Source organism: Loktanella sp. DSM 29012 (assembly GCF_900110705.1).
Classification (GTDB): Bacteria; Pseudomonadota; Alphaproteobacteria; order Rhodobacterales; family Rhodobacteraceae; genus Loktanella; species Loktanella gaetbuli.
The window spans coordinates 114,755-139,536 of the sequence record NZ_FOEJ01000004.1 but is presented as its reverse complement, the minus strand read 5'-3'; the positions used below and the strand labels follow the sequence as shown (position 1 = coordinate 139,536).

Sequence of the window (24,782 nt, the reverse complement as noted above, 5' to 3'; positions counted from 1 at the left end):
GCGTCTGGCGCAACTTAGGCCAAACCGCGCGGGGGCAAACCCCCAAAACGACAGTGCCGTGTGCTACTCGGCGGGCAGACCCTGCGGCACACGCCGCTGGGCGCGGCGTTCGCCCAGCATCAGCATCGCAGGGGTTACGACCAGCGTCAGGACGGTCGCGACCACCAGACCGCCCACGATGGCGGACGACAATTCGGTCCACCACTGCGTTGACGGCGCGCCCAGCACGATTTCGCGGGTGAAAAAGTTAATGTTCATCCCGATCACCATGGGCATCAGGCCCAGCGCAGTGGTGATCGAGGTCAGGAACACCGGCCGCAGACGCTGTGCGCCGGTGCGCAACGCGGCCTCCAGTGGGGACTGGCCCGCCTTTTTCAGATCGTTGTAGGTATCGATCAGAACGATGTTGTTGTTCACCACGATTCCCGCCAGAGCGATGACACCAATGCCGCCCATGACGATCCCGAAGGGCCGCCCGGTGATCAGCAGCCCCAGCAACACACCCGCGATGGAAAAGATGATCGCGCTCATCACCACAAAGGCCTGATAGAAATTGTTGAACTGGATGAGCAGGATCACGAACATCAGCAGAATGGCCGTGGCGAATGCGCTCATCAGGAAGATCATGCTCTCGGCCTGATCCTCGGCCTCGCCGCCGAAACTGAATTCGACGCCTTCGGGCAGATCGGCGCTGTTCAGGCGGGCGGTCAATGCGGTGACCTGATCGTTGACCAGCACGCCGGGGGCCACGTTGGCCTCGATGGTCATCACACGTTTTTCGTCGATCCGGCGGATGACTCCGGTGCGGTCCGTTGGGGCAAAGGTCACAAAGTTCGAGATCGGCACGAGACCGGAAGTGGTCGGCACCCGCAGGCCCGCCAATTCCGCAAGTGACCGTTCTTCGCGCGGGAAACGCACGCGGATATCCAGCGACCCGTCCACGTCATCGGGGCGGTAATCCGCAACCGTGATGCCTTGGGTCAGCAGCTGCACCGCCTGCCCCAGCAGACTGACATCGGCCCCGAAACGTGCGGCCTCGGCCCGGTCCACGAGGATCGAAACCTCGACCCCCGGCACGGCACGGGTGTCGGTGACATCGGTGAAACCGCCCATTTCGTCCATGATATCGCGGATCTGCTGCACGGCTGCCGGTTGCAGGTCAGGGTTGCGCGACGTGATTTCGATATTCACGGGCTTGCCTGCGGCGGGGCCTTCGCTTTCGGTCTGGACCTGCACGTCGATGCCCGCGATATCGGCCACGCTGGCGCGGATATCTTCGCCGATCTGGGCCGCAGGACGGCGGGTGTCCCAAGGGGTCAGGTCCAGCTGGATCACGCCAATCGTTTCTTCGTCACCCTGCCCCGCGCTCATCATCGAACGGGCGTAGATGCTGGCGATTTCGTCGTAATCCACCAGACGGTCCTCGACCGCGTGCACCAGTGCGTCGCGCTCAAAGATAGAGAAATTGTCGCGCGCACGGATCTGAACCTGCATGAAATCAGGTTCTACTGAGGGAAAGAACGTCACCCCGCGCCCGAACTGACCGTACAGCCCGAAACCGCCCAGCAGCAGCGCGACCGCCAGCAACAGAGTCGCACCGGGCCGCAGGATCGCCCATTCCAGCACGCGCACATACAGACCCGTCAGACCGCCGATATCGCGCGGATCACCCAGTTCGGCTGCGTGCAATGCCGCCTTGGCCTTGGCCGTCTGCGGCTGGCGTTTGCCGATCAGCCCGCCAACCACGGGGATGAACACCAGCGCCATGAACAATGACGCCGAGAGCGTCAGGATTACGGTGATCGGCATGAATTTCATGAACTCACCGACCATCCCCGACCAGAACAGCAAGGGAAAGAAAACGCATAGCGTCGTCGCCGTGGACGCAAGGATCGGCCAGGCCATCCGTTTCGCGGCAAAGGCATAGGCCTCTTTGGCGGGTGCGCCCTCTTGCAGTTTGCGGTCGGCCAGTTCGGTCGTGACGATCGCGCCGTCCACGAGCATGCCCACCACCAGGATCAGCGAGAACAGCACCACGATGTTCATGGTGAACCCGAACGCCCACAGCGCGATCACACCCACCAGAAATGCGCCGGGGATCGACAGGCCAACCAGCACGGATGACCGGAACCCAAGCGCCAGCACGATGACGATCATCACTAGGATCACGGCGGCGATCACGTTCGCCTCGAGGTCGCTAAGCAGGTCCTTGACCTGTTTGGACTGATCCTGAAGGTAGGTGACATTGACGCTGTCGGGCCAGTCGACGCGCATTTCCTCGACCGTGGCTTTGACCTCATCGACGGTCTCGATGATGTTGGCCCCCGAACGTTTGGTGATTTCCAGCGCCAGCGCGGGCTGCCCGTTGATGCGGGCGAATGAATCGGGGTCCTCGAACGTGCGGCGGATGGTGGCCACGTCGCCAAAGGTAACGACCGCGTCGCCGCGCACCTTGACCGGCATCGCCATCACGTCCTCGAGGTCCTCGATCAGGCCCGGCACCTTGAGGACGATGCGTCCCGAACCGGTTTCGATCGCGCCTGCCGCGACCAGCCGATTGTTGCGCTGAATCTGCCCGATCAGTTCATCGAACGAAAGGTTGTAGGTCTGGAACACCGTGGGGTCGATCAGGACCTCCAGGAATTCGAAACGCTGGCCACCGATATCGGCCTCTAGCACACCAGACAGACCTTCCAGTTCGGTTTGCAGGTCCTCTGCGATGCTGTTCAGCGTGCGTTCCGGCACCGGACCGGACAACACTGCCGTGATGATCGGGAACAGGGCCGTGTTGATCTCGGTGATGATGATGTCATTCGCGTCATCGGGCAATTCGCCCTGCGCGCGGTCGGCGGCCTCGCGGACCTTGTCCAGCGCCTCCTGGTTGTCGCCACCGGCGGTGAATTCCAGCTGGATGCTGGCAAAGCCTTCGGTTGCGTCCGACTTCATGCTGTCGAGTCCGGTGATCGAGGCGAATTCCGTTTCCATCGGCTCCAGCAGCAGGCGTTCGGCGTCGCCCGGACTGATGCCGTCCAGCCCCGTGGACACGTAAAACAGCGGCAGCGGAATTTCCGGGTTGGCCTCCTTTGGGATCGCCGTATAGGCGTAGGCCCCGATCCCCATGATCATCAACAGCGCCAGGACGATGACCCGCGACCGCGAAAATGCTGCGTCAATGATGGCGTTCATTTGGTGATGTCCTGTTCACTGGGGATCACTGTTTCACCTGCGTTGACGAACCCCTGACCGACAGTGATGACGGCGGCATCATCCGGCAGACCTGTCACCCAGATTCCGTCGATCTGCGCACTGACCACCTCGATGGGATAGAACGCGACAGTATCATCTTTGGCCACGGTTTTCACCCCCAAGGTACCATCGGTATCCAGCGACACGACCGAGGCCGACAGGAAATGCGCCGTGACATCGCCTGTGGGAATGCTGACTTCGGCGGAAATACCCGCGGGAATGGCACCGTCATCATTCGCGATTTCGACTTCGGCCAGAAAGGTACGTGTTTCAGCCGCAGCCGAGGTGCCGACAAAGGTCAATGTGCCTTCGCGTTCTTCACCGGTGATGAAACGCACGGTGGCCGATTGCCCGACGGTCAGGCGGGTCAGGGACTGTTGCGGCACCTGAATGGCAACGGTCAGCGGCCTGATATCAACCAGGCGGCCAACGGCCGTTCCGGCCGTGACGAATTCACCGGCATCCAGATCCAGCGTTTCGATTCGCCCGTCAAAGGGAGCGGTGATCGCCAGCGCATTCGCGGCCTGTTCGGCGGCGGTGACCTGCGCCTGTGCTGCCGCAAGTGCGGCACGCGCATCCGTGACCCGGTCGGTCGTCGCCACACCGCGATCCAGCAACTGCTGTGCGTTGTCGAATTCGCGCTGCGCACTGGCCAGCTGTTCGGCGGCGCGGTTGGTGTCGGCGTCACTGTTGGACGGGTCGAACCGGGCGATCACGTCACCGGCGGATACATCCTGACCCTTGCGGACCAGCACCTCGGCGATATCGCCAGAGGTTTCGGCGACCAGCATCGTGTCACGGTCGGGCAATGCCTGACCTTCGGCCTGAAAGAACTGGGTCACCGTTTCCGCCACGGATGGCGTGACGGCAACGGCGACGGGTTCAGGGGTCGTACGCCTGACCACCGGCTCTGGATCTTCGGAGGGGACCACGAAACCGCTGCCCATCCAGCCCACGATCAGCACGACGAACAGGCCCGCAATCCATGTGGATTTCGAGGCTCCCTTGTCGTCGGAAAAACGCAGACTGCGACGGGGCTCTGCCGCGCTGTCTGGCTGTGGTGCTGCGGATTGTGCCTGTGGCTTGGTCATCGAATGGGTCTCCGCTGCGCCAAACGCGCAGATTTGGGCCTATTTGGGGTGCAAGGCAGGGGTGAAGCAAGCCCAGAGCCCCAAATTACCCTGCTACGCCGCGCACATAGAGATGTCAGTCGCGCACAGATCACGATTTGCACAACTTTGCGGCCAATTGAATTGCGCGACGGCCACGCCTAGGGTGACACGACGCATCGCGGGGGGAAGTACGATGAAACGGTCCAGAATCAACGACATCATGGCCGCTGCGGATGACATGATCCGGCAGTATGGTTTTGTCCTGCCCCCCTTTGCCTATTGGACGCCGGACACATTCAAGGCACGGGCACAGGACGCCGCCCATGTGATCGATGCGCGTTGCGGATGGGACATTACCGACTACGGACGTGGCCGATTTGACGACATGGGACTGTTTCTGTTCACCCTGCGCAACGGTCTGCTGTCAGACCTGCAAGGCGGTGGCGGCATGTGCTATGCCGAAAAACTGCTGATCTCGCGGCAGGATCAGCTGTCACCGATGCACACCCACATCATCAAGGCCGAGGACATCATCAACCGTGGCGGGGCCACGCTGGTGGTGAAACTCTACGGGTCCGACGATCAGGGCGGCTTTGCCGAGGATCGCGGCGGTGTGGTCATGTGCGACGGGATCGCGCGGCCCTTTGCACCGGGTGAAAAACTGCGGCTCGCCCCGGGCGAAAGCGTGACATTGCGCCCCGGAGACTGGCACGCGTTCTGGGGCGAAGGCGGCGACGTCCTGATCGGCGAGGTCAGCACCGTCAACGACGATGAGACCGACAACGTGTTTCAGGCACCACTGGGCCGGTTCGCCCAGATCGAAGAAGACACCGACCCCACCCATCTGCTGGTCAGCGACTACCCGGTCTGGCTGTCCTGACCCAGGCACCGCGCGCATGGCCAGGCTGTCGGTGCGACATCGCCCGCGACGACAGACCAAACTCCCGTCGGCGCTAGATCGATTCACCAAGTTGACGTGAATTTCGCCACGGCACGCAGTTCACATCGGCGTTATGCTTCGGGAACTGCGTGAAAATGCGGCATGCGACGTCTGCCTTGCGCGGAAAAAAGGCACCCCCGACCACCTGACGGCCAAGCTGTGAAAAAATCTGGCGCCGATGCTGCAGCTGCGAACAGGTTACACAGTGCCATCTCGGCACCATCGCCGCGCGGCGGGCTAACCCTGGCAGATCAAGCCCCACCACGCGACGACCACAACATCACTGCTGCGCGTCCTGCATAATCGGCACCGCGTTTTCACGAAAGCATTTTTCGTCCGGGACAAGCAGCGGAACATGGGGACTGAACATGAAAAAAACACTTAGAACAACTGCAGTATCTGTTGCTGCCCTGCTGTCGACCGCGTCGGTTGCATGGGCACAGGATTGCGCTGATCCGATCAAGGTCGGCGTGCTGCATTCGCTGTCAGGTTCAATGGCGATTTCGGAAACGACGCTCAAGGACGTGATGCTGATGCTGGTCGAAGGCCAGAACGCCAAGGGCGGCCTGCTGGGTTGCGAACTGGAGGCCGTCGTAGTCGATCCGGCATCCGACTGGCCGCTGTTCGCCGAAAAGGCCCGCGAACTGCTGACCGTGAACGAGGTCGACGTGATCTTTGGCAACTGGACGTCGGTGTCGCGCAAATCCGTGCTGCCGGTGATCGAAGAGTTGAACGGCCTCTTGTTCTACCCGGTTCAGTACGAGGGCGAGGAATCCTCGAAAAACGTCTTTTACACCGGGGCCGCGCCAAACCAGCAGGCAATCCCTGCCGTCGACTATTTCCTCGAAGAGCTGGGCGTGGAAAAGTTCGCGCTGCTGGGCACCGACTATGTCTATCCGCGCACGACCAACAACATCCTTCAAGCCTATCTGATGGACAAGGGGATCGCCGAGGAGGACATCTTTGTGAACTACACCCCCTTTGGCCAGTCCGACTGGGCAACCATCGTGGGTGACGTCGTGGCCTTGGGCGAGGACGGCAAACAGGTCGGCGTGATTTCCACGATCAACGGTGACGCCAACATCGGTTTCTACAAGGAACTGGCCGCCGCCGATGTCAGCGCCGATGACATCCCCGTCGTCGCCTTTTCCGTGGGCGAGGAAGAACTGTCCGGCCTGGACACCTCGAACCTGGTCGGTCACCTGGCGGCCTGGAACTACTTCATGTCCGCCGAAACGCCGGAAAACGCCGAATTCATCGCCGCTTGGCATGACTTCATCGGCGACGAGGCCCGCGTGACCAACGACCCGATGGAGGCGCATTACATCGGTTTCAACATGTGGGTGCAAGCGGTCGAACAGGCCGGCACCACGGATGTGGACGCCGTGTCAGAGGCGATGATCGGCCAGACCTTTCCGAACCTGACCGGCACGATGGCCGAAATGCTGCCGAACCACCACCTGACGAAACCCGTGCTGATCGGTGAAATCCGCGCAGACGGCCAGTTCGACATCATCAGCCAGACCGAACCGGTTCCCGGCGACGCCTGGACCGATTTTCTGCCCGAAAGCGCGGTCCTGATCTCTGATTGGAAAGAGCTGGGGTGCGGCATGTACAATACCGAAACCGAAACCTGCGTTCAGTTGACTTCGAACTACTGAACCCTTTGCCGGGGCGCGCAACCACCTGCGCCCCGGCACCTCCTCCCCATGCCCCAGGAAAAACCAGCCATGCTTCGCACATTGGCGTGCCTCTTGATCATCTGTGCCGTGGCTAAGGGTGCCGCGGCCCAGACGCTGCAACCCATCCTGCAGACCCATGCCGCAGAGGTCGCCGACCCATCGCGCGGCAGCGTCTCGGTTGTGCTTGATGATCTTGTGGCCTCCGGTCTGCCGCAGGTGCCGACCTTTCTGGAACGCTGGTCGGACAAGGGCGTCTGGCAGAACACGGCTGACGGGCAGTTCTACTATGGCCGCACCGACGGCGATGACCTGGCCCTGACGGATATCGACACAGGCACACAGACCACGGTGGACCGCGCCGGATACACCGAATTGCGCCCCAACGGCGGTGTGCGCCGTGTCATCGGCACGGCCCTGGTGCAATTCCAGCTCAGTGATCCGGACCTGGGCCGCCGTCAAAGCGCCATCGATTCCATCGCACGCCGCCCCGACGCCGACCAACTTGCCCCGCTGCTGGCTTCGATCGACGGCGAACCCGACTCGTTACTCCGGGCGCGCAAGATCCAGCTTGCCAATTTTCTCTCGGCCAGTTTTGCAGGTGACCCCGCCGACCGCATTGCCGCGATCGACAGCCTGTCGCGCGACACCTCGATCGAGGCACGCGCCGTTCTGAACCAGATACTGACCACCCGTGACGTGGTGGCCACCGATGCGCCGGATGGAAATATCGCCCGGATCCTGACGGTCGGCACCGATATCACGGCGGACCAGGCCTACGACCGGCTGGTCGCCGCAGACCTGGCCCCCGCGGCGATCCCCTCTGCCGCCGTGCGCGATGCGCTGGCCGCCAATATCACAGATGGCCGCGTGGGCGGCATTCCCACCGCACAACTGAACACCGAGGCCACCCGCGCGCAGGCCTATGCGGCGCTGGCCGACCGCGGCCTCGTCCCGCCCCGCCTGACCGAAGAGGGACGCGCCGCCGCCATCGCGGCCCATGTCTTTGCCGAAGTTTACACCGAAGATGACCCGGCCATCACCGATGCGGCGCGCGCCGCGCTTTCGTCGGTGGAAACCCGTGTGGCCGCCGCCAGTTTCGCGGATCTGACGCTGGACGCCATGTCGCTGGCGTCAATCTACTTCCTCGCCGCCATCGGCCTCGCCATTACCTTCGGTGTCATGGGCGTGATCAACATGGCCCACGGCGAATTCATCATGATGGGGGCCTATACCGGCTACGTGGTGCAGCAATTCGTGCCGGATTACACGGTGTCGCTCATCCTGGCCCTGCCACTGGCATTCGCCGTGACCTTTGCCGCAGGGGTCGCGATGGAACGGCTTGTCATCCGGCACCTGTATCACCGCCCGCTGGAAACACTGCTGGCGACATTCGGCATCTCCATCGCATTGCAGCAACTGGCCAAGAACATCTTTGGCACGCAGGCACGTCCGCTGACCTCGCCCAGCTGGCTGGACGGTGCCTGGGTGATGTCAGACGTGATCCAAATCAGCTACATCCGTATCGCGATCTTCGTGCTGGCCCTGCTGTTTCTCGGCCTGATCCTCTACATCCTCAAACGCACCCGCCTCGGGCTCGAGGTCCGCGCCGTCACTCAGAACCCCGGCATGGCGGCTTCCATGGGGATCGACCCCGACCGCATCAACATGCTGACCTTCGGCCTTGGCTCCGGCATCGCGGGTATCGCGGGGGTGGCGATCGGCCTTTATGCGCAGGTCACATCCGAAATGGGCGCAAACTACATCGTGCAGTCGTTCATGACCGTGGTCGTGGGCGGGGTCGGCAACGTATGGGGCACGCTCGCAGGTGCCTCACTCATCGGCAGCCTGCAAAAGGGAATCGAGTTCCTGAATCCCTCCAACACCCTAGCTGCCCAAACTTACATGGTCCTGTTCATCATCCTGTTCATCCAGTTCAGACCCAAGGGAATCGTCGCCCAAAAGGGTCGGGCGGCAGCAGACTGATGCGCCGTCATCCGCAACATCCGCCCCCCCTTCTTCTGGTTGAAAATATCCCGGGGGGTGCGGGGGGCTGGCCCCCCGCCCAGGTGCCGCGCCCCGCGCGGCGAAAAACGATCAAAGGCGCCACCGCATGACCCAGGGCTTCATCATCCACAACCGTTCCATGATGCGGTTCATCGGGCTTCTCGGACTGTTCACCCTCCTCGTGACCCTGGGGTCAGAGGCGATGGGCACGGGCGTCATCTCGACCTCATTGGTCAAAACATTGGGCAAGACGCTGTGCCTGTGCCTGATCGCCATCGCGATGGATGTGGTCTGGGGCTATTGCGGCATCCTCAGCCTGGGACATTTCGCATTCTTCGGCATCGGCGGCTATGCCATCGGCATGTGGCTGATGTATGCCCGCACCGAAACCATCGTGACCGAAAGCCTCGCACGTCAGGTCATCCCCCCTACCCCGGCAGAGGTTACGGACGCCATCGGCGCGCAGATTTTCGGTGTGGTCGGCAGCTCTGATTTTCCGGTGATCTGGTCCTTTGCCGACAGTCTGATCCTGCAATTGCTGATGGTCGTGCTGGTGCCCGGACTGCTGGCACTGGTGTTCGGCTGGCTGGCATTCCGCAGCCGGGTCACGGGCGTCTATCTGTCGATCCTGACGCAGGCCATGACACTGGCGCTGTCGCTTTATCTGTTCCAGAACGATTCCGGTCTGCGTGGCAACAACGGCCTGTCGGGCCTGCAGAACATTCCGGGGTTCGAGTCTACGCCCCAGGCCACGATCAGCCTGGTCTTTTTCTGGGGCTCGGCGCTGGCGCTTGGTCTGGGTTATATGTTGTTTGCCTTTGTCGTCGGGGGCAAGATGGGCAGCATCGTGCAGGGGATCCGCGACAACGAGGCCCGTGTTCGGTTCCTGGGCTACCGGGTCGAGGGCTACAAACTATTCGTCTTTACACTGACCGCCGTTGTGTCCGGTATCGCGGGCGCGCTGTATTATCCGCAGGCAGGCATCATCAACCCGGCGGAAATCGCACCCATCGCATCGATCTATCTGGCGGTCTGGGTCGCCATCGGCGGGCGCGGGCGGCTTTATGGCGCGGTCATCGGGGCAGCGCTGGTGTCGCTGTTGTCCAGCTGGTTCACGGGCGGCGGTGCGCCTGACGTGAACCTGGGGTTCTACACGGTGCAATGGACCGACTGGTGGCTGGTGCTCTTGGGTGTGTCATTCGTCTGTGTCACGCTCTTTGCACCCAAGGGGATCGGTGGGCTGTTCGACTATCTGATAAGGAAACCGCGATGATCAGCCTGCTCGAAGTCTCTGGCGTCAGCAAAACGTTCGACGGGTTCCGCGCGATCAACAACCTGTCGATCCAGATCAACGAACCCGAACTGCGCGCCATCATCGGCCCCAATGGTGCGGGCAAGACGACGTTCATGGATATCGTCACCGGCAAGACGCAGCCCGACTCCGGTCAGGTCCTTTGGGGTGAGCGCAACGAAAGCCTGACCGGCCTGTCAGAGGCCGAAATTGCCAATCGCGGAATCGGGCGCAAGTTCCAGAAGCCAACGGTTTTTGAAAACCAGACCGTCCGCCAGAACCTCGCAATGGCGCTGAAAAATCCACGCGGCCCGCTGGCCGCATTGTTTTTCAAGGAACCGCGGACCGATGCAGTCCGGATCAACGAAATCGCTGGCGAAATCGGGCTGGCCGATCAACTGCCCCGGCCCGCCGGCGAATTGAGCCACGGGCAAAAACAATGGCTGGAGATCGGGATGCTGCTGGCGCAGGACCCGCGTCTATTGCTGGTCGATGAACCTGCCGCCGGCATGACCGCCGAGGAACGCGAAAAAACCACCGACATTCTGAAACGCGCGGCACGGACCCGTTCGGTCGTGGTGGTGGAACACGACATGGAATTCGTGCGCCGCCTGAATTGCAAGGTCACGGTGCTGCACGAAGGGCATGTGCTGGCCGAAGGGTCGCTGGATCACGTGACCGCCGATCCCACCGTGATTGATGTCTATCTGGGGCGTTCCGATGCTTGATGTTGCCGACCTGTCGCTGAAATACGGGCAAAGCCAGATCCTGTATGACATCTCGCTGACAGCCCCCGCAGGTCAGGTCACGACCGTGATGGGCACCAATGGCGTGGGCAAGACCAGCCTGCTGCGCGCCCTGTCCGGGCGGCACCCCTACAGTGCGGGCACGATCCGGCTGGACGGCGATCCGCTGGTGCATCCCAGTGCGGCACAGGCCGCGCGCGCAGGTATCGCCTATGTCCCGCAAGGGCGCGAAGTGTTTTCGATGCTGACCGTGGCGGAAAATCTGGAAACCGGGTTTGCCTGTCTGCCGCGCAGCGATCATCACGTACCTGACTGGATCTATGACCTGTTCCCGGTTCTGCGCGACATGCGGCACCGTCGCGGCGGCGACCTGTCGGGGGGACAGCAACAGCAGCTGGCGATCGCGCGGGCGTTGATCACCAAACCCCGTGTCCTGCTGCTGGACGAACCGACCGAAGGCATCCAGCCCAACGTCATCCAGCAGATCGGCCGGGCCATCGTGCAGTTGCGCGATCGTGGCGACCTGGCAATCATCCTGGTGGAACAAAACGTCGATTTTGCGTGGTCGGTCGCGGACAGCTTTGTGATGATCAAACGCGGGGCCGTGTTCCGCAAGCTGTCAAAGTCAGACAGCACCCGCACTGATATCGTCGACTGTCTGTCCCTGTCGTAACGCTCACTGATCCTCGGGCACGAAAAAGGCGGCACCTGATCAGATGCCGCCCAATCCCGTTGTCTGCGATCAGAACCGGATCGTCAGACCGACACCGGCCCGCAGGGCATTGACGTCGTCACCCACGCTGCCGCCAAGATTCACGAAACCTTCGACGGCGTCCTCGATCTCGTAGGTCATGTTCATGTCAAGCGACAGCAAATCGTCGGCACCGGATTTCACCGACGTGTCGAACGCGCCCTCGACACCCGTGATCGTACCGATCGCATTCGTGTCCTCGCCGGAAATCATGGTGTCGTAGACCATCGTCACGCTGGGGCGCAGGGTCGTGCCCAGCGCATCATAGACGGCCCCGTAGCGCAGACCGATACCGGCATAGACCGCGTCAGAGTCCAGTTCCGCCACGTTGAGGTTCTGCAAGCCCGCACCGGTTTCGCTATAGCCGTCGACAGTCGCCTGATAGCCGCGCAGACGCACCAGCGGTGCAAGACGCGCGCCGCTGGTCAGGCCCATTTGCGGTGCCACATCATACGAGGCCTCGACCAGCCCGGACACCGTTTTCACATCCGTTGTGGCCGTCGCGACTGCGGCACCAACGCGGCGCGACAGATCGAACTCAGACGCCGAATAGCCCAGCGCACCCGACAGGCGCAGCGCACCCTGCGCATAGGACCCCGACAGACCAAAGTGCAGATCATCGGAGTCAGCCGCACCCTCTGCGGTGTCCACATTCGTCTGGCTATACCCCAGCCCCAGGTTCACCTGATAGGACGCGGCATCACCGAGGCTGTTGTAGAAACTGACACCCGCCGCGATACCGGTCGACTGCACATCATAGCCAGACAGACCGCCGGCATCCTCGACATCGGATTTCTCGGCAAAGGTCGAAAAGAACGTGCTCATGTCGATATCGGTCAGACCGGACATGCCTGCGGGTTCGGATTTCGTGCTGATGAATTCCGACGTGGCAACGTTCCGGGTCGATGGCGTGCCTTCCACAGCGCCGGAACCGACCGTCGGCAGATTTGCCATGGCATCCGAGAATTTCAGACCGGAAAATCCGGCCGATGCACCAGAGGCCGGGCCGTTGGTCTTGTCGGACGCGCCGGGGGCCGCAGGCGCGGGGCCGGCACCGCCGCCCGGCGCTGCCTCTGCGACCGTTGCCGTCAGAACGACACTGCTGCCGTCGTAGACATCCTTGAAATCGACATCGACCAGATTGTCGGTCACGGTGCCAAAGGTGCCGTCGACCCCCTCGTCCGCGACAAGGACCGTCCACGCCAGATCGTCGCCGTTGTAGTCGCCAGCCGCTGCCGTCACAGCCAGGGTCGCCGCGTTGCTGATGCGCGCGGCATCGCCCACATCGATCAGGTCGCTGGTGCCATCCGCACGCAGGTTCACCGCAAAGGTGCTGCCAGCCTCGAACGTCACATTGCTGGTGGACGTCAGGGTACCGATCCCGGTGCCTGACCCGGGCGAGACGACCGTGCCGCTGCGGGCGATCAGACTGCCAAAGCCGCCAGCGCCTGTCAGGCGTCCACCGATCAGGTCGATGGCCATTCTGTTGGCAAGCGTCTTGTCCAACTTCACGGTACCTTCGCGAACGGTCAGATTATCGATTAATTTGCTACTTCCGGTCAGTGTCGCCGTACCGCTGCCAATCTTTTCAAATGCGTCAAAACCAAAGAACTGCTCCGACGTCCCTTCTTCGGGTGTGATCATCACCATGTCGTTCAAGGCAAGCGGTTCCGCTGGGACGGTCTGCAGATTGATTTCATTACTGAAATCTTCGCCCACCGGTTTCGGCGAAACCAGCAGGCCCTCGTAGTCGCCACCGATCTTGCCGATGTCAAAGCTCAGATCGCCGTCACCACCCAAGGCCAATACATCGTCCGTGCGCGGACCCGAAACATAGACATTGCCCGTGATGTCATAACCGGACTGAAGTTCGACACGGTTCGCCGGCAGCGTCAAATCTCTCCGGTCGTCGATGATGGCGATGGCAGCACCTGCTTCGATGTCACTTCCGACGACCCGTCCTGCCACTGTGATATCGGATGCATTCTGAAGGGATACGATGGCGGCAATGCCTTGGCTCGCGTCGACCGAACCGCTTTGCGTGATGCGGATCGTGTTGGTGCCATCGGCCGTCGGCAATTCGGCGACTTTTGCCTCAGAGCCGGAATTGGAAAAAGCGGGAATATTCTTGCCGACCAGAATGCCATACGGCCCGGAATATGTTGGCGCTCTGCTGCCAGGCCGCGCAACGATATCCCCGGAAATCTCGATATCATGGGACGCGCCGTTACTGCGAATACCGGTGGCAGCCGTGATGTTGCTGCCTTCGACGACAGTGATCGTGACGGTTTCAGCACCGTAATTGTCCCGGCTTGATCCCTGACCGGGCCTGTTCAAGATACCATATTTCATCGTCCCCTCGGGCACGGCGATTTCGACGTCTTCCGGCTCCGCTGAACGGGCAACCGTCGGCACCTGGTCCCCGCCTTGGTATCCAATCCCGCCGGTGCCAACCGTGATGTCCACGGACCCACCGGTCGTATAGGTCTGAATGCCGTACTTGCTTGCGGCCAATTGACCTGATCCGGTTTCGATGGCGATGCGGCCACCACGGCTTGTTTTGGTCTGGTACCCACGATTGTCGACGTTGATGGCATGATCGCCACCGATCACGTTGCCGCTGCCCGTCGTGATGCTGACGTCCCCCGTGCGTGTGATCGCGACGGGTTTCTCGATAGACAAATCCAGCGTGTTGGGTTGGAGTATCTCGACGTCGGCCCTACGTGTCACCGCAATCGCAGATGCTCCGGGAGAGTTCGACCGGATTTCGCCATCGCCTGTCACAATCCGTATATCGCCGGCCGCTGCCGCTGCCCTGATCGCGCTGTTGAGGACTTCGCCGCCAAGGATCGCGCCGTCGACATTGATATCAATAACCGGATCCGAACCCGGTGTATCGGTCACTGCGGTGGCATTTATCGTGCCGTTCAGTTTCGATCCCGGCAAGGCGTCGATCTTGACCGTCGATCCCGTCACCCTGATGGCAGTTCCGTTCCCCGGGAAATTGGCACTCGGTTCGACGATGACGTTTACATCTGCCCCTGACTTATCAAGGACCAACGGCTCACCAAGGTCACCCGCACATGTGTAGGTGCCCGTTGCCGTATCGAAATCGCAGCCGGCTACCTGCGCCTCGGCCTGTCGCCCGTAGGACACCAGCCCCATTGCCACAACCGACACGGACAGCAGCAGCTGTCCTCGGGTCATTGACGTTCGCGTCTTGAATTCTGACATATGAAATCCTTTTGAAAACACGTCTGAGGGGCCTCACCAGCTGGCTTTTCGAACCGCAGTGCGGCTGGCCCCCGAACAATTCAAAGAGACGCTAGCCGCCAGTGCGGACGAAATGGGATGTATCTGTCGGTTTACAGAGGAAATTTTTTCCACGTTGCCCAAGTGACACGTTCAGCGCATCCTCAAGCTGTGCAAGCGATGTGGTCCGATGACCGGGTTACGAGCGGCCAAACGCGCGCTAGGCTGCAGGCGAAAAGGATAAAACCAGTTTATGGCAGACTTTCGCGCCTTGGCACGCCAGCAACCAGTGGTGCGCCAATACATCAAGCATCGCAAATGGGTCGATCGGTCGGGCGTCATCGCCTATGCGCCCATGCTGCGGACGCCGGTTTTCACGACCGATGTCGCCGGGTTCCGACGTGGGATGCTGAATGGTGCACCTTATGATCTGAACGCGGCGTTTTCCGGAAATCCCTATGCCCTGGTCATGGGATCCAGCCATGTTTTCGGGTTCGGGCTGGACGGTGATGCCCTGACCATTCCGTCACAGGTGGCGGCGCACAGGGGGTTGCCCTGCCTGAATATTTCCTTCCCCGAGGCGCAGCTGCACACGCTGTATGCCGTGGCACTGCGGATCTGCGCGCAGGCCCCCCGCCCGCCTGCGTTCATCGCCCTGATGCCGGGTGGGGCGCTGACACGGTTCGAATTTGTCCGCAGTTGCGACCCCCTGTTCGGGGTGCCTGATTTCCAGACCGTCAAGGCAGACGGTCCCCCGCCCGGCAGCGATCAAGAGACAGCGGCCTATAACGCGCTCAGGGCCTATTCGGCGTTCTGGATCGGCGAATTCGAAATGCTGGCAGCAAGGCACGGTTTCACATTTGTCCTGCACCCCGAATTCACGGCCTTTGAAAAACCGGACCTGTCGAAACATGAAAGCGCCTGCGGTGTGACTGTCGCCCAATCGGATGCCGACCATCTGCGGTTTCAGACCCACCGCCTGCGTTGCGCGGATTACAGGGCATTCGTGATCGGTTTGTTGCGCCCTGCTACACGAGTTGCGCTGTGCGGGGCCGCTGAACTGACCTATCTGGATGAATATCACTATACCGCCGACGGGGCCGCCGTCATCGCGGCAGCGATCGCCCGAGCCTAGGACAGCGCCCTGTCCACCGTGATCAGATGAACGATGTCGGGTGCCGTGAACCCCAGCGACATTGCGCATGACGTCCCCCCGACCACGGCGGTGTCATAAAGCTCGGTCACGGCCCCGTCGATCCGGAACCAGTGGTCAACCTTGCCGGTGCGCAGATCCACGACCTGTACGCCGCACCATGCGTCGCTGTCGGCCTCTTGCAATCGACGATCCAACGCCAGTCCCTCGAACCTTTCGTGGCGGGGTTTCGACAGGCCGATCACCGCATGATGGCCATGAAAGGACAGACCGCGTGCAAACCCGGGCAGGAACTTGATCGGCTGAAATGCCTGATCGGCGGGTGCATCAATATCGACCCAGCCCAATTCACCCGTGCCGGAGTTCAGCACATACAGACGCCCGTCATGCAGACGCGGCGAATGGGGCATGGACAGTCCCGAACAGACCACGGCACCGCTGTCCACGTCGATCACGACACCGCCATCCTGCCGCCTGTCGCGCCAGCCGTCGATCGTATCCGATCGGGAACAGGCCGTGACATAGCGCACGCGCCCCGCCTCTGGCGTGCCTGCCTCGCCCATCGCGAGGCCGTTCAGGTGACAGCGGTCCTCTTGCACCAGATCGGACACGAACCGTGGCCGCCAATAAGGGGCGAACGAATGACGATCCGACACCGTTGCCAGACAATTGTAGGACGTATTTGCAAAGACGATGCGCCCGTCGTCCAGCATGCCCACGTCATGCACATCCAGTTCGCCCGTCGTATGCAGCACCCGCGGCACGAACAGACCATCGAACACGGTATCGGCGACCTCGCCCGGGTGCAGGACATTTTCAAACCGGGTGATCTGAAACAACGTGGCAAGCAGGATCGTACCGGGTCGCGGCGTCGCCAGCCCCATCGCCTTTTGATAGACACGCTCGTTCACCATCAGGCCACCCGTTTCGGAATTCCGCCCGAGCAGGTAAAATCGGCCCGACTGATAGGATGTGATTGCAACGCAGATGTGCTGGTCTGCACACCAATCCGCAAATCCCGGCGACACCGAATATTGCGTTTCCGGCTGGGTCCCGGGTTCGGTGGCTTGGGCCTGATCCATCGTGCTGCATCCTGTTGCGTCCGGGGAACAGCCTGCGGCAAGCGTCCGGGTTCAACAACCCGATTTACGACGACAGCGCAGCATTGCGTCAGGGCCAATCGGCGTAGCTGCGCATCTGGACCGCCGACTTTGTGCCAGCCTGCTGCATCAGCGCCTTGCGAAACGCCCCCGGCGGCATGCCGACCTCACCTTTGAAAAAGGTGCTGAACTGTGGCGTGCTGCGAAATCCCAGGTGATCCGCGATCTGATCCAGCGTCAGGTGCGACCGTTGCAGCAGGGCCTGCGCCTCGAATGTCAGACGGTCCCGGATCAACCGCTGCGGTGACTTGCCCAGCTTGCGTTTGCAGATATCGTGCAACCGGTCCGTCGAAATCCCAAGTTCCGTGGCAAAACGCGCGACCGGCCACCGTTCGCGCAGGTGCGCCTCGACCAGATGGCGGAACCGTTCCAGCGTCAGGTTCGTGGTTCTGTAGGGGTGAGCCTCGATTATCTCGTTCACGCCGGCACGCCATAGCGACACCAGCAAAATACGGATCTGCGCCTCGATGACGGTCTCCATGCCGGTCTGGGCGGCGTCCAGCTCGCGAAAGATCGCGTCGAAACAGGTGGACAAGGTTTGCAGGATGTCAGGCTTGGCCCCGAGATCCAGTGTAAAGGCCCGCGCCGACATCAGGCGCAGGGCCGCGGCCTCTGGCTTGTGACCGATGGCATTGCTCAGCATGGAGTCACCCAGCGTCATGATGACGCCGCTGCTGCCCGCCCGTGCCTTGATCCGCGTCTCGGGCTGTTTGGGGGTCCAGTTGATTGCGGGCCCTGTAATGACCTCTTCCTGATCGGGCGTCATGCGGACCGCCGACCCGGACAATACCATGATGCATTGCACCGGGCGGCCCGGAAAATCCACCAAACCGCCCAGGAATCGGTCGGCCAAGCCGCCGCGAAAAACATCGGCATGAACCGTGGCGTGACGCGCCGACAGTGGGGTGCCGCCCCTGAATCCGGAAATCATGACCAGATCATGACATGAAAAGACCGGATATCAATATTTTTTAGCTGCCCCGTTCCAGTAAGCTGTTCGAGCCGCCTTGGGTGGGGCGTGCGCGCAAACCGATGGAGGTCCGTTTGCGCGTCAGGGCAGATTGGGAGGGATACGTGCGGCATCAGGCGTCACAATTCAGTCTGATCACAGGGTCGGATGCCATCGCTGTCGCGGTGGACGGGGCCGTGAACGCAGCTGCCGCCGCCTTTCCGCTGTGGTCGCGCAGATCACCCGCCGACCGTGCAAAGGTGCTGCTGGACATGCGTGCCGCACTCGATGCCAATCGCGACACATTCTACGCGCTGGCCGCCGAAGAGGTGGGGGCCGCACACCCCTGGACCGCCTTCAATATTGACCTGGCCATTGCGCAGTTGACCCATGTGGCAGGACTGGCCCCCGCATTGGCCGACCAGCGCATAGACGATCCGGTGACGGGCAAGCAGTCGATCATCCGCAGGCAGGCCGCTGGCGTCGTGCTGGGCATGGTGCCGTGGAATGCGCCGATCACGCTGGGCGTGCGCGCGGTCGCCGGTGCGCTGATGTGCGGCAACACCGTCGTGATGAAAGGGTCGGAACGCTGTCCGAAAACGCATCGGCACCTTGTCGATGTCCTCAACAGCGTCGATCTGCCCGCAGGTGCGCTGACCTGTGTTGTCGGAGAGGCGGAACAAGCCCACGACACCATGGCGCAACTGATCGCGCATCCTTGCATCCGCCGCATCAATTTTACCGGATCGACCCGCGTCGGCCGTGATGTGGCCCTCGCCGCCGCGCGCGACATGAAACCCGTCCTGCTGGAACTGTCCGGCAAGGCCCCGCTGATCGTGCTCGAGGACGCGGATCTGGATGCCGCTGTCGAAGCAGCCTGTTTCGGGGCCTATTTCAACCAAGGCCAGATCTGCATGTCGACGGACTGGATCATTGTCGTCAAAGCCATCGCAGATGAATTCGTCGCGAAACTGTGCACCCGCGCCGCAGACATCCGCGCCGCCGACCCGGTCAAGGAAACAGCCACGCTGGGCCGCATGATTTCCGCCGATGCCGCCCAGCGCATCCACGGCCTGATCGAGGACGCGGTGTCCAAGGGCGCGCGTCTGCTGGTGGGCGGTCAAATCGACGGTTGCGTGATGCAGCCTGCACTGCTGGACGGGATCGCGGCCAACATGCGCATTTTCCACGAGGAAACATTCGGCCCCTTGGCCAGCATCATGCGGGTCCAAGACGCCGAAGAGGCCATCTCGATCGCCAATGATTCCGATTTCGGGCTGAATGCCGCAGTTTTTTCCCGGGATCAGGACCGCGCAAGCCGCATGGCCGACCGGCTGGAATACGGGGTGGTCCAGATCAATGGGCCAACCGTGCACGATGATCCGGCCATGCCGTTCGGGGGCATGAAACACAGCGGCTACGGCCGGTTCGGTGGCCTGGAGGCCATCCACGAATTTACCGAATTGCGCTGGATCGCGACACACAGCGCGGGTCAGACGCCGACACTTTGAAACGACGACGGGCATCCGCCCACACGATCAATTGCAAATGGAGGATACGCAATGAACCGCAGACCATTTCTGAAACTCGTCAGTGCGCTGACCATCGCAAGTGCGCTGGCCGCATCTGCCGCCACGGCCGAAACCATCCGCATCGGTGCCGTGGCCCCCAAAACCGGACCGCTGGCCGGTGGTGCGACCGTCACACAGTGGCCTTCGATCTATCTGTGGGTGGAACAGGTGAACGCTGCTGGCGGCCTGACCGTCGACGGCGAACAGATGATGATCGAACTGATCGAATACGACGACCAGACCAACCCCGGCGAGACGATCAAGGCCGTGCAACGTCTGGCCACGCAGGACGACGCGCATTTCATCATCGCCCCCTATGGCACGGGTCTGAACCTGGCCGCTGCACCGCTGTTCGACCGCTACGGCTATCCGCAGATCGCGGTTTCTGCGATTACCGACCAGCAACCGGAATTGTCCGCGCAGTTCCCCAACATGTTCTTTACCCTTGGCACCACCACCGCGCTGGCCGCCGACGTGGTCAAGGTGCTGACCGACATGCGTGACGCAGGCCAGATGGGCGACCGCGTTGCCATGGTCAACGTGGCCGACGCCTTTGGGATCGAACTGGCCACTGCAGCCAAGCCGCTGTTCGAAGAGGCCGGGTTTGAGCTGGTGTACGAGACATCCTACCCGCTGGGCACGCAGGACCTGTCGCCGGTGATCAAGGGGGCCGCAGCCGCAGAACCCGATGCCTTTGTCGCATGGTCCTACCCGCCGGACACATTCGGTCTGACCGAACAGGCGATGATCGAAAACCTGGACGTCAAGGCGTTCTACACCGCAGTCGCCACCCCGTTCCCTGGCTATGGCGCACGTTTCGGGGCCGCCGCAGAGGGCGTTCTGGGGGCCGGTGGTGTGAACCCCGACAGCCCGGCCTTCATGGAATATGCCGCAGCGCACGAAGAGGTCACCGGCGAAAAGCCCGATTACTGGGCTTCGGCCACGACTTATGCCTCGCTGGAAATCCTGGCCCAAGCGATCGAGGCTGTCGGTCTGGACCGCGCTGCCGTCACCGCACATCTGCGCGAAAGCACCTACGAGACCATCCTTGGCCCCATCAGCTTTGACGAAAACAACTCCAACCCCGACTTCTGGACTGTTGGCCAGTGGCAGGGCGGCGTGTTCAAGGGCGTTGCATCGCGTGGCCGCGACGGCACCGTGCCCGTCATCCTGAAGGAAGGCTGGGAATAATCCTGCACACCAAATGGGGCGGCGTCCGCGCCGCCCCGCACCGATCAACTGGGGAACACCACTTTGGACATTCTGATCACAGGTATTCTGCTGGGCGGCACCTATGCGCTGATCGCGATGGGCCTGAACCTGCAATACGGCGTTGCCCGGATCATGAATCTGGCCAACGGTGAAATCCTTGTTGCCGGGGGATATTTCGCGTTCATCGCATACACGGCCACGCAACTCAGCCCGATCCTGACGATCTTTCTGGTGGCACCGCTCGCCTTTGCGCTGAACTGGCTGATCTACCGCCTGATGCTGCAACCGCTGGTCAACCGCGCGAAAAACCGCGGCCAACTGGAAACCGACAGCATTCTTGCGACCTTTGGCCTGTCGTTCATCGGCGTGGGCCTGATGCTCAGCTTTTTTGGCGGCGATTATTTTTCCTACAGCTTCATGGCTTTCCCGGTCGAGCTGTTGGGCAATACCTACGGGGCCAACCGCGTGCTGTCGTTCGTGATGGCGGTGCTGATCTGTGGCGCACTGTATCTGTGGCTGAACCGGTCCCGCGCCGGTCTGTCGATCCGCGCGATTGCGACGGCCCCAGCCTCTGCCCGGCTGGTGGGCATTGATGTCAAACACCTGTCGGCGCTGGCCTTTGCGCTGGGCGGCGCTGTCACGGCGGTGGGTGGCGCGCTGATTTCAACCTACCTCACGCTCGATGCATCGACCGGGGTCGTCTTCACCCTCAAGGCGCTGATCATCGTGATCATGGGCGGCGTGGGTGACGTGCGCGGCACCATCGTCGCGGCCCTGCTGCTGGGCATCCTGGAAACGCTCGTGGCCAGCCTGCTGGACCCCGGCCTGACGCTCGCCGCCGCATACGTGATGTTCCTGGGCATCCTGTTGTTCCGGCCTCAGGGCCTATTCGGAAAGAAACCGACATGAGCCTGACCGCGACCGATATCCGCAATCTGTGCCTTGCAAGCCTCGTCTTTGCCATCTGCGCGCTGCTGCCGCTGGGCGATCAGGGCTACTGGCTGGGGCTGGGCGTCACCATCGCGATGTTCACTGCCCTCGCAACTTCTTGGGCGCTGTTTTCAGGGCCGACGCATTACATCAGCCTTGCGACAGCCGCGTTTTTCGGCGTCGGCACCTATGTCACGGGCCTTGGCATCGACACGCTTCCGTTCTGGTCACTGGTAGGGCTGGCCGGGGTCATCGGTGCAGTACTCGCCGCACTCGTAGGCCTTGCGACGCTGCGCCTGTCGGGCGTCTATTTCGTGATCTTCACCCTCGGGCTGGCCGAACTGGTGCGGCAGGTCATCACTTGGGTGCAGAACAATTCGGGGCAAAAGGGCCTGTACGTGTTGACCGACCTCGACGAGGCGGGAATTTACTGGTGGCTGCTGGGTCTGTCGGCGGCGGTGTTCCTCACGGGCTGGCTGATCGGGCGGTCGCGGCTGGGGTTCGCGCTGCGGATCATCGGCGATGATGAAACCGTCGCGGCCCATTCCGGAATCAACACGGCACGGGCCAAGGTGCTGCTGTTCATGGTGCCCGGTGCCGTGGCCGCCATGACCGGTGCGATCCTGGCCCCGCGTTACGTCTATATCGAACCGTCGCTGGCATTCGCGCCGATCCTGTCGTTTCAGGTGGTCATCATGGCGCTGCTGGGCGGTGCATCCCGCCTGTGGGGGCCAGTGCTGGGCGTCATTCCGTTCACATTCCTGCTTGAGGCCGTGTCGTCCAATTTCCCCAACCAGACCACGCTGGTCATCGGTGTGGCGTTCCTGGTGATCGTCTATCTGCTGCCCGGCGGTTTCGTCGGCCTGATGGGCCGCATCAATCGCCACCTGAACACGCGGGAGGGCGCATGACATGAGCACACCCGTCCTGTCCCTGCGCGGCGTGACCAAACGCTTTGGCGGGCTGGTCGCCGTGAACGCGATGGATTTCGATGTGGCAGAGCGTGAGGTCGTGGGCCTGCTTGGCCCCAACGGGTCCGGCAAATCCACGACCCTGAACCTGATTTCGGGCGCGCTGCCGCTGACGTCGGGCCATGTCTCGCTGTGGGGGAGTCGCATATCCGGCCTGCCCGCGCAGACCATCACCCGCAAGGGGGTCAGCCGCACGTTCCAGCTTGTGCGCCTGCTGCCATCCATGAACGTGCGCGAAAACGTGGTCGCCGGAGCCGTCTTTGGCCATCGCAGGCGCTGGGGACAAGATGCCTGGGACCACGCCGATCAACTTCTGGACAAGGTGGGCCTTGGCGGCAAGGGCGACATGGCGCTGGGGCAGCTGACCTATATCGACACCAAGCGGGTGGAACTGGCGCGCACGCTGGCCAGCGACCCCAAGGTGCTGTTGCTGGATGAATGGCTGGCGGGCCTGAACCCGACCGAACTGCAAATCGGGATCACGCTGATCAAATCGCTGCGCGACGAGGGCCGCACGATCATCCTCGTGGAACACGTCATGGATGCGATCCGGTCGCTGTGTGACCGCTGCGTCGTCATGGCATCGGGCACCAAGATTGCAGAGGGCACACCGACGCAGGTCTTGTCTGACAAGGAAGTCATTCGCGCCTATCTGGGGGACGACGATGCTTGAGATGTCAAACGTCACGGTGCGCTATGGCCAGCATCGGGCGCTGGAAAACGCGCATATCACTGTGGGCAAGGGGGAAATCGTCGTCATCCTCGGGGCAAATGGTGCGGGCAAATCGACCCTGCTCAAGGCTGCAAGCGGGATCTGCGAAGGTGCCGTGACCGGCGATATTCGCCTTGATGGCACGGCGCTGAACGGGCTGAGCGCGAACCGGATCGTGGATGCAGGGCTCGCACTTGTGCCAGAGGGGCGCGGCGTGTTCCCCGACCTGACGGTGCGCGAAAACCTGACGCTGGGGGCCTATGCGCCACGCGCACGCGACGACGAGAAAATGACGCTGGACCGCGTGTACAGCCTGTTTCCGAAACTGGCTGAACGCGGCAGGCAGATCGTCGGCACCATGTCGGGTGGCGAACAGCAGATGGTCGCGATTGGCCGCGCCATGATGTCGAACCCCAACATTCTGACGCTGGACGAACCATCGCTGGGCCTGTCGCCGCTGCTGTCCAAGGAGCTGTTCCAGAACCTCGCCCGGGTGCGCGAACTGGGGATCGGCGTGCTGATGGTGGAACAGAACGCCAAACAATCGCTGGCCATCGCGGATCGCGGGTATCTGATCGAAAACGCCCATGTGGTGCATCAGGACAGCGCCGCCAACCTGATAAATGATCCTGCCGTGCAGGCGGCCTACCTGGGCGTCGGCAGCGGGGACGAAAGCGCCGCGACACCGCCCGCGACAGAGGTGCCGGAAACCGTGGCAGAGGCCTTTGCCCTGCGCCCACGCAGCCAGAAAACCATCTCCGCGGACAGTGTTCTTGGCCGTTCGGTCGATGATCTGGTCGCGGCGGCGGGACGTCAAAGCGTGGCCGCCACAATACAAAAGCGGCCTGACCAAAAGCAGGCGCAAAGAGCAACGGTGCCGACGGATCGACTGGCCGCAACGCTGGCCGACATCGAACGCAGCGCACGGGCCGCCCGCAACCGTCCCAAGCCGCAGCCACGACCTGACCGCTATGCGCCGTCGCCGCCCCCTGCCCCACCGACCGAGGCGAAGCCACGCCCCGTGATCGAAGTGTACCGCGCCCCGCGCGTCGAAGTGTACCGCCGCCAACCCGACGGCAGCGGATTTGAAAGGAAATAGG

18 protein-coding genes are annotated in these 24,782 nt (G+C 62.1%); 13 read left to right on the top strand and 5 right to left on the bottom strand.

Annotated features, from left to right (window positions below):
- Positions 1 to 63 precede the first annotated feature (63 nt).
- The gene (locus BMX27_RS10375; protein WP_090159770.1) at positions 64 to 3,186 is read right to left on the bottom strand and encodes an efflux RND transporter permease subunit; all 3,123 of its coding nucleotides are present in this window, start codon (positions 3,184 to 3,186) and stop codon (positions 64 to 66) included.
- Positions 3,183 to 4,337 (bottom strand): efflux RND transporter periplasmic adaptor subunit, encoded by a 1,155-nt coding sequence (locus BMX27_RS10370; protein WP_090159769.1) that lies wholly within the window; start codon positions 4,335 to 4,337, stop codon positions 3,183 to 3,185. Before BMX27_RS10370 ends, BMX27_RS10375 begins: the two co-directional genes overlap by 4 nt.
- Before the next feature lie 214 nt (positions 4,338 to 4,551).
- Here BMX27_RS10370 and BMX27_RS10365 point away from each other — a divergent pair, with 214 nt between their 5' ends.
- The 6 genes from BMX27_RS10365 (at position 4,552) to urtE (ending at position 11,694) form a co-directional block, all read left to right on the top strand.
- Positions 4,552 to 5,238 (top strand): D-lyxose/D-mannose family sugar isomerase, encoded by a 687-nt coding sequence (locus tag BMX27_RS10365; RefSeq protein ID WP_090159768.1) that lies wholly within the window; start codon positions 4,552 to 4,554, stop codon positions 5,236 to 5,238.
- 428 nt (positions 5,239 to 5,666) lie between these two features.
- Complete coding sequence (urtA, locus tag BMX27_RS10360) at positions 5,667 to 6,959, top strand: urea ABC transporter substrate-binding protein (protein WP_056035592.1); 1,293 nt, start codon at positions 5,667 to 5,669, stop codon at positions 6,957 to 6,959.
- A 69-nt stretch (positions 6,960 to 7,028) separates the two neighbouring features.
- On the top strand, positions 7,029 to 8,963 hold the full coding sequence (urtB, locus tag BMX27_RS10355) for an urea ABC transporter permease subunit UrtB (protein ID WP_090159767.1): 1,935 nt from the start codon (positions 7,029 to 7,031) through the stop codon (positions 8,961 to 8,963).
- A gap of 127 nt (positions 8,964 to 9,090) precedes the next feature.
- Positions 9,091 to 10,257 carry an urea ABC transporter permease subunit UrtC gene (urtC, locus tag BMX27_RS10350; protein WP_090159766.1) on the top strand — a complete coding sequence of 389 codons (1,167 nt, stop codon included), beginning with the start codon at positions 9,091 to 9,093 and terminating at the stop codon, positions 10,255 to 10,257.
- Positions 10,254 to 11,003 carry an urea ABC transporter ATP-binding protein UrtD gene (urtD, locus tag BMX27_RS10345; RefSeq protein WP_090159765.1) on the top strand — a complete coding sequence of 250 codons (750 nt, stop codon included), beginning with the start codon at positions 10,254 to 10,256 and terminating at the stop codon, positions 11,001 to 11,003. Before urtC ends, urtD begins: the two co-directional genes overlap by 4 nt.
- Positions 10,996 to 11,694, top strand: coding sequence for an urea ABC transporter ATP-binding subunit UrtE (gene urtE / locus BMX27_RS10340; protein WP_090159764.1), 699 nt, complete (start codon positions 10,996 to 10,998; stop codon positions 11,692 to 11,694). Before urtD ends, urtE begins: the two co-directional genes overlap by 8 nt.
- 69 nt (positions 11,695 to 11,763) lie before the next feature.
- On the opposite strand, the gene BMX27_RS10335 is transcribed toward urtE, so the two are convergent.
- Positions 11,764 to 15,006: an autotransporter family protein gene (locus BMX27_RS10335; RefSeq protein ID WP_090159763.1), complete on the bottom strand. Its 3,243-nt coding sequence runs from the start codon at positions 15,004 to 15,006 to the stop codon at positions 11,764 to 11,766.
- Positions 15,007 to 15,277: 271 nt separating this feature from the next.
- On the opposite strand from BMX27_RS10335, the gene BMX27_RS10330 reads away from it, so the two are divergent.
- Complete coding sequence (locus tag BMX27_RS10330; RefSeq protein ID WP_090159762.1) at positions 15,278 to 16,159, top strand: hypothetical protein; 882 nt, start codon at positions 15,278 to 15,280, stop codon at positions 16,157 to 16,159.
- Here the strand turns inward: BMX27_RS10330 and BMX27_RS10325 are convergent.
- Complete coding sequence (locus BMX27_RS10325) at positions 16,156 to 17,259, bottom strand: TIGR03032 family protein (RefSeq protein WP_090159761.1); 1,104 nt, start codon at positions 17,257 to 17,259, stop codon at positions 16,156 to 16,158. The two genes, BMX27_RS10330 and BMX27_RS10325, sit on opposite strands and share 4 nt — an antisense overlap.
- 88 nt (positions 17,260 to 17,347) lie before the next feature.
- Positions 17,348 to 18,268 (bottom strand): helix-turn-helix domain-containing protein, encoded by a 921-nt coding sequence (locus tag BMX27_RS10320; RefSeq protein WP_090159760.1) that lies wholly within the window; start codon positions 18,266 to 18,268, stop codon positions 17,348 to 17,350.
- Positions 18,269 to 18,411: 143 nt separating this feature from the next.
- Between BMX27_RS10320 and BMX27_RS10315 the strand changes: the two genes are divergently transcribed.
- From BMX27_RS10315 to BMX27_RS10290, 6 genes are all read left to right on the top strand, one after another.
- Positions 18,412 to 19,797 carry an aldehyde dehydrogenase family protein gene (locus BMX27_RS10315; protein WP_256212469.1) on the top strand — a complete coding sequence of 462 codons (1,386 nt, stop codon included), beginning with the start codon at positions 18,412 to 18,414 and terminating at the stop codon, positions 19,795 to 19,797.
- 51 nt (positions 19,798 to 19,848) lie between these two features.
- Complete coding sequence (locus BMX27_RS10310) at positions 19,849 to 21,048, top strand: amino acid ABC transporter substrate-binding protein (RefSeq protein WP_090159759.1); 1,200 nt, start codon at positions 19,849 to 19,851, stop codon at positions 21,046 to 21,048.
- A gap of 63 nt (positions 21,049 to 21,111) precedes the next feature.
- Complete coding sequence (locus BMX27_RS10305) at positions 21,112 to 21,978, top strand: branched-chain amino acid ABC transporter permease (protein WP_090159758.1); 867 nt, start codon at positions 21,112 to 21,114, stop codon at positions 21,976 to 21,978.
- Positions 21,975 to 22,910, top strand: a complete 936-nt coding sequence (locus BMX27_RS10300) for a branched-chain amino acid ABC transporter permease (protein ID WP_090159757.1) — start codon at positions 21,975 to 21,977, stop codon at positions 22,908 to 22,910. The genes BMX27_RS10305 and BMX27_RS10300 overlap by 4 nt, the downstream gene beginning before the upstream one ends.
- 1 nt (position 22,911) lies before the next feature.
- Positions 22,912 to 23,643: an ABC transporter ATP-binding protein gene (locus tag BMX27_RS10295; protein WP_090159756.1), complete on the top strand. Its 732-nt coding sequence runs from the start codon at positions 22,912 to 22,914 to the stop codon at positions 23,641 to 23,643.
- Positions 23,636 to 24,781 (top strand): ABC transporter ATP-binding protein, encoded by a 1,146-nt coding sequence (locus BMX27_RS10290; protein WP_090159755.1) that lies wholly within the window; start codon positions 23,636 to 23,638, stop codon positions 24,779 to 24,781. The genes BMX27_RS10295 and BMX27_RS10290 overlap by 8 nt, the downstream gene beginning before the upstream one ends.
- Position 24,782: the final 1 nt, after the last annotated feature.